The organism is Mycobacterium paraffinicum (genome assembly GCF_001907675.1).
In the GTDB taxonomy this organism is placed as follows: domain Bacteria; phylum Actinomycetota; class Actinomycetes; order Mycobacteriales; family Mycobacteriaceae; genus Mycobacterium; species Mycobacterium paraffinicum_A.
The window spans coordinates 147,992-160,465 of sequence record NZ_MPNT01000001.1; the positions used below are offsets into that span (position 1 = coordinate 147,992).

Annotated in this window: 11 protein-coding genes; 4 read left to right on the top strand and 7 right to left on the bottom strand. The window is 66.3% G+C overall.

From position 1 onward, the window contains the following. Positions 1-11 precede the first annotated feature (11 nt). The 7 genes from BRW65_RS00710 to BRW65_RS00740 are packed head-to-tail and all read right to left on the bottom strand — an operon-like array spanning position 12 to position 7,528. Positions 12-1,130 (bottom strand): thiolase family protein, encoded by a 1,119-nt coding sequence (locus BRW65_RS00710; RefSeq protein ID WP_073870087.1) that lies wholly within the window; start codon positions 1,128-1,130, stop codon positions 12-14. Then, a complete protein-coding gene (locus BRW65_RS00715) occupies positions 1,127-1,357 on the bottom strand; it encodes a hypothetical protein (RefSeq protein WP_073870089.1) in 231 nt (76 codons plus the stop codon). The genes BRW65_RS00710 and BRW65_RS00715 overlap by 4 nt, the downstream gene beginning before the upstream one ends. Beyond that, positions 1,347-3,446: a CoA transferase gene (locus BRW65_RS00720; protein ID WP_073870091.1), complete on the bottom strand. Its 2,100-nt coding sequence runs from the start codon at positions 3,444-3,446 to the stop codon at positions 1,347-1,349. The genes BRW65_RS00715 and BRW65_RS00720 overlap by 11 nt, the downstream gene beginning before the upstream one ends. Positions 3,447-3,478: 32 nt before the next feature. Next, a complete protein-coding gene (locus BRW65_RS00725) occupies positions 3,479-4,564 on the bottom strand; it encodes an acyl-CoA dehydrogenase family protein (RefSeq protein WP_073870093.1) in 1,086 nt (361 codons plus the stop codon). Beyond that, positions 4,554-5,747, bottom strand: coding sequence for an acyl-CoA dehydrogenase family protein (locus BRW65_RS00730; RefSeq protein ID WP_073870095.1), 1,194 nt, complete (start codon positions 5,745-5,747; stop codon positions 4,554-4,556). The genes BRW65_RS00725 and BRW65_RS00730 overlap by 11 nt, the downstream gene beginning before the upstream one ends. Then, the gene (locus BRW65_RS00735; RefSeq protein WP_084187622.1) at positions 5,744-7,054 is read right to left on the bottom strand and encodes an amidohydrolase family protein; all 1,311 of its coding nucleotides are present in this window, start codon (positions 7,052-7,054) and stop codon (positions 5,744-5,746) included. Before BRW65_RS00735 ends, BRW65_RS00730 begins: the two co-directional genes overlap by 4 nt. Before the next feature lie 42 nt (positions 7,055-7,096). Then, on the bottom strand, positions 7,097-7,528 hold the full coding sequence (locus BRW65_RS00740) for an SRPBCC family protein (RefSeq protein WP_073870097.1): 432 nt from the start codon (positions 7,526-7,528) through the stop codon (positions 7,097-7,099). A 76-nt stretch (positions 7,529-7,604) separates the two neighbouring features. Between BRW65_RS00740 and BRW65_RS00745 the strand changes: the two genes are divergently transcribed. The 4 genes from BRW65_RS00745 (at position 7,605) to BRW65_RS00760 (ending at position 12,340) form a co-directional block, all read left to right on the top strand. Next, the gene (locus BRW65_RS00745; RefSeq protein ID WP_073870099.1) at positions 7,605-8,501 is read left to right on the top strand and encodes an enoyl-CoA hydratase/isomerase family protein; all 897 of its coding nucleotides are present in this window, start codon (positions 7,605-7,607) and stop codon (positions 8,499-8,501) included. 76 nt (positions 8,502-8,577) lie between these two features. Beyond that, positions 8,578-9,489: an SDR family NAD(P)-dependent oxidoreductase gene (locus tag BRW65_RS00750; RefSeq protein WP_244167940.1), complete on the top strand. Its 912-nt coding sequence runs from the start codon at positions 8,578-8,580 to the stop codon at positions 9,487-9,489. A 19-nt stretch (positions 9,490-9,508) separates the two neighbouring features. Further along, a complete protein-coding gene (locus BRW65_RS00755; protein ID WP_073870103.1) occupies positions 9,509-10,948 on the top strand; it encodes an aromatic ring-hydroxylating oxygenase subunit alpha in 1,440 nt (479 codons plus the stop codon). A 576-nt stretch (positions 10,949-11,524) separates the two neighbouring features. Continuing rightward, positions 11,525-12,340 (top strand): GGDEF domain-containing protein, encoded by an 816-nt coding sequence (locus tag BRW65_RS00760; protein ID WP_244167941.1) that lies wholly within the window; start codon positions 11,525-11,527, stop codon positions 12,338-12,340. Positions 12,341-12,474 lie beyond the last annotated feature (134 nt).

Below are 12,474 nucleotides of genomic sequence, written 5' to 3' on the forward strand. Positions count from 1 at the left end.
CGTGCCGACAATCACCGGCCCAGCACAGCCACGACGCAGGAGCCGCCGCCGCCCATCGCCTGCGCCAGCCCGACGCGGGGATCGGCAACTTGACGCGAATCCGCCTCTCCGCGAAGCTGACTGACCACCTCGGCGACCTGCGCCAGTCCGGTCGCACCGAACGCGTGGCCGCGAGCAAGGCAGCCGCCGTCGGTGTTGGTCGGCAGCCTGCCGTTGGATCCCAGGCCGCCCGTCTGGGCGAGCTCGGCCACATCCCGGACCTCGACGAGGCCGAGCGCGATCAGCGCGGTGACCTCCTCGCTGGCGCACATGTCATGCAGGGACACGACTCCGACGTCGTGCGGCGCCGCTCGCGCCGCCTCGAACGCACGCTGAGCGGTCAGCGTGATCTGTGACGGTGGGCCGACACACGGACCGGCCAGTGGCCAGGCCTGGTCTCGCGGCCAGCTGGTCTGCTCGATTGCGTTGATCGACACGGACCGGGGGCGCTGCCCGGCAGTCACGACGATCGCCGCGCCGCCATCGACGGACGCGTGACACATCATCTTGGTGAGCGGCTCGGCGACCATTCGCGCCGCCATGACCTGCTCCACCGTCACCGCGTCGTCGTTGCGCCGCGCCGCCAGCGGATTGTGCCGCGCCTGATTGTACGACTTGGCCGCGACCGCTCCGAAAACCTCAGGGCCGCAACCTGTCTCATACAGCCACCGATTCGCCTCGATCGCGTAGTGGAGCTGGGGCGGAAAGCGGTCCCAGAAGTCAACCGCCGCCGGTACCACGCCGCCGGGTTCCAGGGCCGTGGTCTTCTCGTAGCCGATTGCCAGCGCGGTGTCGCAGCGACCGGAGGCCACCGCCCATACGGCGTGCCGCAGGGCGACCATACCTCCCGCCGAGGCGCTCTCGACAGCGGTCACCGGAACCCCGGTGCGGCCCAGGCGAAGTGCCACCTTGAGGCCGGTCTGGGGCGGCGCCATCGAGGAAGACGCAAACACCTCGCCCACGGCGTCATAGCCGATACCCGCATCGGTCAGGGCCGCCTCGGCGGCCTCGAAGCCGAGCGTCGCCAGCGCCTTGTCGGCGTGTTTACCGAAAGCTGTGACGCCGATGCCGGCGACGTGCGTCCCCGTCATTCTGATTGGGCCTCGAACAGCACGATAATGTTGTCCTCCAACGTATTTTCGACGACTCGGCCGACGGTGCCGGGGGCCGGTTGAGGCCCGGATACCAACACTTGCAGCCGCCCGTCGGAGGTGTCGACCCAGGCGACGCTGTAGCCGTCCTGACCGTACCCGGGGATCGGTGACTTCCCGGGAACGAAGGCCGACGCCCACACGGTTGCGGGGCGATCATCGGACATTAGTCATGCCTCCTTCGTGCGCGTTTGCGTTGCCCAGGGCCGGCGGCGGCATGAGCGGGACAGGTCCTTGACCGACGAACCGCCATGGCAACCCAACCAGGCGACCGGTACCGATGTCCGGGTCCGGGTGAACGACCTCGGGGAAGAATCCGCGAATCGCCAGATGCGGATCCGCAACCAGGTTCTCGGCCCGTTGCACCGCCGCGGCGCGCAAACCGGACGCGCTCAGACGCGCGGCGACATCGTCTGCCGACGCGGCGGCAACCAGGCCCGCCAGCATCTCGACCATTGTTGGATGCCGCAAATCATCGGATACTGCAGTGATCTCCGCCAGGCGTGTCCACTCATCGGGCTCCGCGATTTCAACGGCGACCCAGCGGCCGTCGCCGGCGCGATAAACGCAGCGATGCACGCAATCTCCTGCGTCGCGGCTATCCGGAGCGGCGGCTGCGGCGACGAACTCGGCCACAGTGGACGCGACGACCTCAGCCATAGAGAGATCGACGGTGGCGCCGGTGTCACGCGCCGGGCCGACGGCCCACGCGGCGACCACGGCGGCGGCCACGACCGAGGACAGCGGGTCGGCGATCACGGTGCCGAGCCGCGCCGGTGCTCCATCCGGTCCGACGGTCAGTCCGGCCAGCCCTCCATAAGCCTGAACATTGTTGGCGTAGACCCGATATCCGGCCATGGGGCCTTCCGAGCCGAAGCCGGAGACCCGAAGGGCCAGCCTCCCCGAGCCGGCCACGTCGGCCGGGTCCACCTTAAGTCTGGCGAGTCGCGCGCTGCCGACGTTCTCGATGAGGACGTCAACGTCGGACAACGCCGCGGCGACGTCGTCCGCGGCGCGGTCGGGATCGATCAACAAGCTCTGCTTGGAGTGATTGGCCACCGCGAAATACGCACCGCGGTCGACGCCGGGCTTACCCCGGGCAAAGGGGCCCGTACGCCGGTAGATGTCGAGGCGCTGAGGATCTTCGAGCCGCAACACCCTGGCGCCCATCGCGCCGAGCAGCGCACCGACGATAGGCCCGGCCAAGACGTGGGTCAGCTCGGCGACCCGCAAGTCGCTCAGGCGGCCGGTGCGACAGTGATCCGACCTGTGTCCAACGTAGGTGAGCCACGGCGACTCGAGCACGTGGAGTTCGACACCGCCGAGCTGCGCCGTCGAGAGAGTGCCCCGGAAGGCGAATTGCGGTGATTTCAGGATCTCCTCGGCGGCATTCACCGGTGTCGACGGCACGCCGTGCGCCTGCAGCGTTGCCGCGCATTCCTCCTTGTCGTGCGTTGCCGCCCATGCTGTTACGTGTCGGTTGATCAGATCGGCGTGGTCGATGCGGGCCTCGCGTTCGTCGAGACCGGTGGCCCAGGCCGGATGGCCCAGCGCCGCAAGCAGTCCACGCCACTGGTGGTTCTCGACGGCGGTGATGCGGACCAGACCGTCGCGGCAGGGAAAGAGTCCAGACGGCGCGACGTAACGCCCGCTGCCGGCCCTTCCCGGGCACCCATAGAGCACGTGCGCGCATTCAGGAAGCGCCGCGGTGAACGCGACCGCCTCCTGTACCGACACGTCGACGAGCACCGGGCCGTGGCCGTCGTTGCGCCGATCGAGGCCGTGCAGTGCCGCCAGTGCCGTGACGGCTCCCGCCGCCTTGAGCGCGACATGGCCCGGCGCCGGTACGGGCGCTCCGTCGGACCCCTCGATCGTCGCGAGCATGCCACCGGCTGCCTGGGCGACGAGCTCGCCGCCCGGCTGCGACGACCGCGGCCCGTCAAGGCCAAACGGGCTGACCGTCACGACGACCGCGTTCCCTGCAACCGGTGGCGTGACGGCACGGCCATGATCGACGATCACGATGTCGTGAGCGCCGATCAACGCTGAGAGGTCCGTCGGTGGTTGGACGATTCGCTTGCCGCGATCAAGGGTGAGGTCGACCGCGGCGACCGCTCCGGCCGGGGTCCCGATCACAGGCCCCGCCCGACGAGGTGCGCCGGCACTAACCACCTTCGTCGCTTCCGCACCGAGGCTGGCCAGCAGCGCCGTGGCGGCCGAACCGGCGATCCCGTCGCCGAGTTGGAGCACCCGCACACCCGTTAGGAAACCCGTTTCGCCCCTTGGGGTCACGTCACACGCTCCCGGGTCTCGGTCGCCGGGTGACGCGCGGCCAGCCACCGTGTGGCCACGTCTCGGTGATAGACGCGGGTGCCCAGGTTCGCCGTCGCGGTCGCCGCGCGGCGCAGGTGAATGTGCGCGTCGTGCTCCCAGGTGTAGGCGATTCCCCCGAATACCTGGGTGGCGCCCTCCGGCACCGCCCGCAGCGCGTCGATGCCCCAGTAGGCGGCGAGCGATACCAGGGCCGCGGCATCGGGATGCTGCTGCTGGCAGGCGTCGGCGGCCCGGTTGACGAGCGCACGCCCCACTTCGATGGCGCACCGCTGGTCGACCAGACGGTGTTTGATCGCCTGGAAGGCGCCGATCGGGCGGCCGAAGGCGACGCGCAGCTTCGCATATTCGGTTGCGGCGTCATTGGCGGCCGACGCGATGCCGACCAGTTCGGCCACCTGAGCGACACAACTCCGCAGAACCGCTTCGCGGTGGCGACGTCCGGCGCACTCGCCCGACTCGATGACCCGAATTGGCGTGTCGTTCAATGTGATTCGTGCTGCCGGGTTGTGGTCGAGCGGGGTCACTTGTTCGCAGAGTACGCCCGGCGCGGTGGGTTCGACCGCGCCCAGAACGGTGGCGGCCCCGGTGCCCGCGCACACGACCAACCTGGTGGCGACCGCGCCGTACGGCACGAGCGGCCATACCCCCGAGACACCAGTCGCGCCACGTTCGCCGCGCTCGAGCAGCAACAGGCTGACGCCGTCGGCGCAGCGGTCCTCACACCATCCGGCCACCGCCGCCGCGGCGAGCGGGACGGGCGCCGACGCGACGCCGGCGGCCTCGGCCAGGACACACAGTTCGCGAAGGCCACCCCCTCCCCCGCCGCCGGTCTCGCTGACCAAGACGTCGGCCCATCCCACTTCGGTGATGGTCTGCCACAGCTTGGGGTCGAACACCGCGCCCGGGCCGTCGAGCAAAGCGCGAAATGCCCGAGTCGACCATGCCCTTCGCAGGATGTCATCGGCAGACGCGCGCAGCCTGCCCAGTTCCTCTGCGCTCCGGGCGATGTCGCTCAACGACGACAGGCCGTCAGGGGTCACGGGGCAACCCCAACAGCTTCTCGGCGATAACGTTGCGCTGGATCTCCGATGTCCCCGCGCCGAACGTCGCGGCCCGCATCAGCAGGTAGCTCTGTGCGACGTTGCCGTTCTTCGTCGCCCCCACCGAGCCGCGCTCCAGCGTTCCGGCCGGTCCGGCGAGGTCCAGGCCGAAATCGGCCATCGCCTGGTCGACCTCCGAGGTCAGCAGCTTGGCCACCGATGCTTCGGGGCCGGGACTGATACCACGGACGCCCGCGGCGGTTGCCTGCGCCGAAATTTGACGCAACGCCTCTACTCGCGCGGCGAAACCGACGATCCGATCAGCCACGTAGCCGTCATCGCGGCCCGGCTGCCCCAGCGCTCCCCGTTCTTGTGCCATCCGCACGAGGATTCCCAACCGCCGTTCGATGCGGTGGGTGCGGCTCTGCCCGACGCGCTCGTAGCCCAGCGTGGATTTGGCCACCTGCCAACCACCGTTCAGCGGCCCGAGCAGGTTGGCGACCGGCACCCGCACCGAATCGAAGAACACCTCGTTGAACTCGGCCTGTCCGGTGATCTGGCGGATCGGGCGCACTTCGATCCCGGTCGTGTTCAGGGGCACAAGGATGTAACTGATCCCCTGGTGTTTGGCCGCTGTCGGATCGGTGCGCGCCAGGATGTAGATCCAGTCGGCATACTGCGCCTTTGACGTCCAGATTTTCTGGCCGTTGATGATCACCTCGTCGTCGCACAATTCGGCCCTGGTCTTCAGAGCGGCGAGATCGCTTCCGGCGTCGGGCTCGCTGAATCCCTGACACCAGACTTCCTCGCCCGACAAGATTTTCGGCAGATAGCGTCGGCGTTGCTCGTCGGTACCCCACTGAATGATGGTGGGGCCGAGCTGGTTGACGGCGCTGCGGTTGATGGGCTCTGGTGCGTGCGCGGCGGCCATCTCAGCATTGAAGATGAGCTGCTGCACCGGCGTGGCGCCGCGACCCCCGAACTGCACGGGCCAAGAGATCGCTGCCAGGCCGGCATCGTGAAGCCGACTCTGCCACAGCCGCATTCGCTGCAGCCGGTCGCCCTCGGAGCGCCCGGAGCCGCGAACGTCTGTCGTGAGTGCGGACGCCAGGAAGGCGCGAACCTCGTCGCGGAACTGCTGATCGGCCTCGGTGAGGACGACCCCGTAATCCGGTTCGCTCACGCCCCACCGCGAAGGATCGACGCCATCCGCACCTTCATGTCGCCGTAGGTGATCGCGGTGGCGCCCGCCCTGGGTGCGCGGCCCGCATCCACCTTAGGCGCCGACAGATCGAGGTCGGCGATGTTTTCCCGCAGCGCCGCGACGGTGCAGTTTTCCCTGCCTCGTCGCTCGACGCCCGTGTATCCGAAGGCGCGGGCGGCATTTCGCCAGGTGATGGCCTCGACCTCGTCGGGTGTGCAGCCCTCCAACTGGGCGGCGAGCTGCTCGGGCGCATCCGGCCAGCTGCTGTCCGAATGCGGGTAGTCCATCTCCCAGCAGATGGTCTCCACTCCGATGCGCTCCCGCATCTCGATGCCGACCCGGTCGCGGATGAAGCAGGACATGAAATTGCGGCGATACACGTCGCTCGGGCTCAGTCCGTCACCCAGGTCGTCCCCCGTCCAGGCCCGCTGGCGCGAGTAGATGTCCTCGAAGCGCTCTAGCAGGAACGGAATCCACCCGATGCCGCCCTCCGACAACGAAAACTTGATGGACGGGAATTTCCGCACAATCGGCGAGAACAACAGGTCGGCCACGAAGCGCTGGGTATCGATCGGCAGCATCGAGTTATAGGCCAGATAGGTGGTCAGGTCGGACGGCACGGGCAACCCGCCGCCAGTGCCGATGTGGATGTTCACCACCGTGTTCTCTTCGCAGATCGCGTCCCACAGCGGATCCCAGTGCGGATCCTGCCAGGGTGGCTGCCCGTAACTTCCGATGTGCTGCGGAGCCGTCACCGCGCGGCAGCCCCGCCCCGCCAGGCGCCGCACTTCGGCCGCGGCCAGGGCCGGGTCCCACAACGGCAGGATCCCCATCGGGATGAACCGGTCGGGGTGCCGGCCGCACCAGTCCTCGATGTGCCAGTCGTTGTAGGCGCGCACCATCGCCTCGGACACGTCGCGGTCTCCGCGGTACGTGAACAGCGCGCCAGAGATGGTGGGGAACGACGGAAAGCACAGGGAGGCAAGCACACCGGAGGCATCCATGTCGTTCACCCGTGCGTCGACGTCGTAGCACCCGGCCCGCATGTCGGTGAATCGCGAGGGCTCGAATCCCCATTCGTCATTGGGCCGGCCCGCAACCGCGTTGAGCCCGATGTTCGGCAGCTGCAGACCGTCGTACACCCAGAAACAGACGCCGTCGGCGTCCTCGACGATGCGCGGCGCGTCGTCGGCGAAGCGACTGGGCACTCGGTCGACGAACATGTCGGGCGGTTCCACGGTGTGGTCGTCGACGCTGATGAGTACCAGATCGAGAGGATCAATCACTTGAGAAATCCTAAACTATTAGACACTTTCTGTCTAAGTGTGCTATCCCGTTTCGCGCGCTAGGGCGAAGTCTTGAACCCAGCCCGCCATCAAGCCGTAGACGGACTCCATGGCATCGCGTGCGGCGGAATCATCACCAATGGGTTCGTAGTCGATGTCCCAGATCACGATTGATTCCCCCGCGGCATCCGCGCTCTCGGAGACGGTGTTCACCGCCACGAAGCGACTGACCGGCATCGGATTGTTGGCGATCTCATACGACAGCGCGCGTTCGTCGGGCTTGATCCAGATGAGAGTCTCGACGACCGGCTTCTCAGTGCTCGCAGCGATGAACCGCCGCATACCGGGCCCTTCGCCCTCGACCCTGACATCGCTGGGTCCGGGGATCCAATCGACGTTGCCGAAGTCGGCAAGAACGGCCCACACCGCGTCCGGTGGCGCGGCGAGCCGCTTGGTGACCGTGAATGTTGGCATTCGCCGACCGTATCACCAGATGTGACAGTTGATCGACTAGTGTACTTATGTACCGCCGACGCGCGAAGGAGGGCGGATGGACACCGACACCGCCGCTGAGGGCCAATTCGAGGTCGACGAGGACTGGGTCCGCTATGAGGTTGTCGAACCGCACATCGCGCAGATCACCATCAACCGGCCAGAACGGCGAAACGCCATCCTGTCGCCCGGAATGCATCAACTCTTCAAGGAGCGGCTGGACCGCGCCGAAGACGACGACGAAGTCAAGGTCGTCATGCTGCTGGCCGAGGGCAAGGACTTCTGTAGCGGCGACGACGTGCGCCGACTCCCGGTGGAAGAAGCGGGACTGCGCAAGGGCAAGCGATTGCCGCAGACCGCGCGCCTGGGCAACGCCCGACGCCTGCACCGGCACCTGACCAATTGGCTGGAGTTTCCGAAGACGGTGATCGCCGGCTGCCAGGGTGCCACGCTGGGTGCCGGGATGAATCTGGCCCTGGCCGCCGACATTCTGGTCGTCGCCGACGACATGTACCTTGCCCGCCCTCAGGCGCGCATCGGGTTCGCGGGCTTTTCCACGGCCATGCCGCTCGCGCTGCTCAAACTGGGACCCAACCGCGGCTATGAGGCGATGATCACCGGGCGCAAGGTGACCGCAAACGAACTGCACGAGTGGGGGGTAACCACGTCGGTGGTGCCCGCCGAGCGGCTCCGCGACGAAGCGTTGCGGTATGCCCGCGCAATCGCTCACCACTCGGCCGACGGCCTGATGGTGGGAAAGCACGCTCTGATCGCGTTCTGGCACGCCGTCGGGATGGCGCAGTTCGGTGACTGGGTTCCGATGGGCCACACGGTGTTCAGCAACCTCATGTGGCGCGAAGACGAGTTCAACTTCATGAAGGAACGCGGCGCCCGCGGCGGCCGGGAGGCGATGGCCGAGTTGGAGCGCCGCTATGCGGAGTGGGGGTTCGAGTAGCCCGAACAAAACAGCTGTACAGATATTGTATGGGTGTTCTGTATGCTCGTACTAGGGCGAGGCCACGAGGAGCTGAATGACGATGGGTGTGTTGGACGGACGGACCGCATTGGTAACGGGCGCCGGGCGGGGGATCGGCGCCGCGGTGGCCGAGGGCTTGGCAGCCGAGGGCGCGACGGTCCTGGTCTCCGATGCGGGCGTCGGCGTCGACGGGACCGGACACGACTCCGGTCCGGCCGAGAGCGTCGCGGCGGCGATAACCAGCCGTGGCGGCAAGGCATTCGCCGATACGACTGACATCACCGACTTCGCCGCATGCGCGGATCTCATCGCCCACGCCGCAGAGACGCTCGGAGGCTTGGACGTCGTGGTGAACGCCGCTGGGATCCTTCGCGACGGCATGGTTTTCAAAATGAGCGAGCAGGACTGGGACGCGGTGGTGTCTGTGCACCTCAAAGGAACGTTCAATGTCACGCGCCACGCGGCCGCCTGGTGGCGGGAAAACCGGGGCGGGCAGTACCGGCTGATCACCTTCACGTCGATGTCGGGGTTGCAGGGCGCGCCGAGCCAGCCGAACTACGCCGCGGCCAAGATGGGCATCGTCGGCCTGACCTTTTCGTGCGCAAACGCGCTGCGCAACTACGGGGTGCGCTGCAACGCCATCGCGCCGATCGCGGGCACCCGGATGACGCAGGGCATCAAAGGCGGCGGCAGCATGGATTACTCGGACTCGAACGTTCGCCTTTCGCCAAAGAATTGCGTGCCTCCGGTCGTGTATCTGGCCAGCGAGCAGTCCGACTGGCTCAATCGTCGCGTGATCTTCGCCGGCAACGGCAGGATCAGCCTGATGTCCAATCCAGTCGTCGAACGGGAGATCGTGTCGACGTCGGGGACGTGGGACATCCCGACCGCGTTCGCCGAGATCGAGTCGTCGTTCAAGGAAGCGGTGCTGTATCCCAACATCTTTGACAAGCCACCGTCCAGCTGAGCCGACGAAGAGTGAGACAATGACCGAGCTTGCCACCGAGCGGATGCCCCGAAAGTTCGCCTGCGGTGAGACCTTCGTGCCCAAGAGCCGGTACATCGACCCAGAATTCCTGAACCTCGAGCTCAAGCGATTGTTCCCCCGGGTGTGGCAGCCCGCGTGTCGCGAGGAAGAAGTCCCGGCTGCCGGCTGCTTCTACGAGTACACGATCGGCCGGCAGTCAATTGCCGTGGTGCGCCAAAAGGACGGCAGCGTCAAGGCATTCCACAACACTTGTGCCCACCGCGGCATGAAAGTTGTGCGCGGCAGCGGATGTTCGGCCGATAAAGAGTTGCGCTGTGAGTTTCACGGCTGGCGCTACGATTTGGATGGCCGGTCCTCCTTCGTTCCGTGTCGCGACGAGTTCGCTCCGCGTCCACGCCAACAGTGGGGCTTGCGTCCCGTCGCCGTTGGAACCTGGGGTGGCTGGGTGTTCGTCAGCATGGCCGACGACCCGCCGGATCTCCTCGAGTGGCTGGACCCGCTTCCGACCGCGCTGGAACCGTTCCGGCTGCAGGACATGCGCTACCGCTGGCGCAAGCGCACATTCTTGCCGGCCAACTGGAAGACCGTCATCGACGCCTTCATCGAGGGCTACCACACACCCGGCACCCATCCGCAGACGATGCGATCGGCACAGGGGCCGCGGCCGTCGGCGGAGCCCGCATCGCCGCAGGAGTATGTCTACGCTCCGTACACCCCAACCATCACGTATAAGAACCATTCCCGATTCGTCTACACGCAACGCCCCGAGCACGCCGGTCGCGACAAGGGCCGCCAGGAACAGGCGGCCCGACCCGAGGTGTTCGCCAATTCGATGAAGTACCAATACCTGGAGGTCGGATCGCTGGTCACCGAACGTGACTATCGGGCCGCGCAGAAGCTGGCCACAATGGAACCCAGCGACGTCCCACCCTTTGTCCTGTACCACCAGATGTGCGAGGAACTGGCACGTGCCGAAGGCGTGGACTTCCCACAGATGTCGATGGAACAGTACTTCGCCGGGAACGGCGACTGGCACATGTTTCCGACCATGGTCATCCTCGTCGAGAAGTCCTGCCTGCTGGGATACCGCGTGCTGCCCGACGCGGAGGACCCGAATCGGTGCACGTTCGAAATGTTCTCTCTCGAGCATTTTGCGCCCGGCGAGGTGCCCGAGACGCAATGGCAGGTCTTCGAGCGCTGGCAGGATCACGACAGCTGGGGCGAGCTGCCCTCACAGGACCTGAGAAACATCGGCGCTATCCACGCCGGCATGCATTCGGCGGGGTTTGACGGACTCTGGCTCAATACCGCCCAAGAGATGTCCATACGCAACGAGCATGCGATCGCCGACAGGTTTCTTTTTGGCTCAGGCGACTCTGACGATGGCGGCCATCGCGCTCAGAAGGGTTCCTCCGCGTCGACTTCGGAGCAGCGCTAGGGGTTCTGGTCATCGCCGGCGGTCCCCAGCCGCATTCGTGCGACAGCAGCAACACTGGGCCACGACGGGTTGGTGGATCGCTCCCAATCAATCGGGGCCAGAAATGTCGACCATCAACCGACCCTGAACAGCTTTACTCGCCGACCTCGCCACATCCGTCGAGCACAGAGCAAATTGCGGCGTCACGGACGGTTGATCTAGAAGATCGCCCCCGCTTTGGGTATCGAATCTTTACGCTGAGCTATGCAACCCGGTGGATGGGGAGGCCGCAGCGAGCCTGGACCAAACGTTTGGCAGCGAGGCCCGGCCACGGATTCGGTCGTCGGCTGGTGGCAGCAAACCGATCAATACGAGTGGCTGACGAAATACTTGCAGGCACGTGGACTAGCCTGGCCGACTCGGCTGTTGATGGCCCTTGTTTCGGCTGCCCTGATGCTCATGCCGGTAGGGATCTTCTCGGCGGGAGGCACTTGGCACCCGTATTCACTTGGCATATGCATCCTGGCTGTCGCCGTGGGCCTGGGCTACACGATCTTGTGGATACGACGCTGGCCCACCCGAAAGGAGTCCTTGGCTATGGGCCTGCTCGGCAGCGTGCTCATCGCCGCGGGATGCGTGCTGCAGCCGGATCCAGCGATCGCCCTCATGGGGTGCACCGGAATAGTAATCGTCGGCGGATACCTGGCGTTTTTCCACAGCACCAAACCCATCCTCTTCAACATTGCCGTGGCTATCGCCGCCGGAGCCGTGTGCGCATGGCGCGTCAGTGCTGGCCATCACGCCGTTTTGGCGGCCATTGGACTGTGGCTGGTCATTGAGTTGAGCATCGCGGTTCCGCTGGCCATCCAAACCATCATGCGCACCCTGGGTGCTGACGTGGTGCGATCTGATCACGACCCTCTCACCGGGGTGTTGAACCGCCGGGCATTCTACGAACGCGCGACCGCGCTGATGCCTTCGCCGCCTGCCGATATGCACCTCGTCGTTGCGATGATCGACCTAGACAGATTCAAGACGCTCAACGACACCTTCGGGCATGTCGCCGGGGACCAGGCACTTGCGGCGATCGGTTGGGTCCTGCGCCAGAAGGTCCATGGCGGCGCCTTGATCGGCCGGTTCGGGGGCGAAGAATTCATCGTCCTCGACGCGGCGACGGCGGAGTCGGCCGAAGAATTACCTCGGCAGTTGTGCGACGCCATCGCCGACCTGCCGCATCCGGTGACCGCCAGCGTCGGGGCGGCTTTGATCCGATGGACGGAGATCACCGATCCGCCATCGGTCATAGGTCAACTCATACATGCGGCCGACAGCGCCATGTACGTGGCTAAACGCAAGGGCGGCAACCAAATATGCGTCTGCAGGCCCGCGGTGGCGTTGCCGAAGAGGCCTTAGGGGCTCCGCCTCGTCCACGCCCGACACGTGACCCGGACCCAGCTCGCCGGGCGGGGCTCCGTGACCCCCACAGCATGGCGCGTGTCCACCGGCTCCAACATTGCTAATGCCGAGCCGTTTCGCTGGTCGGGTCC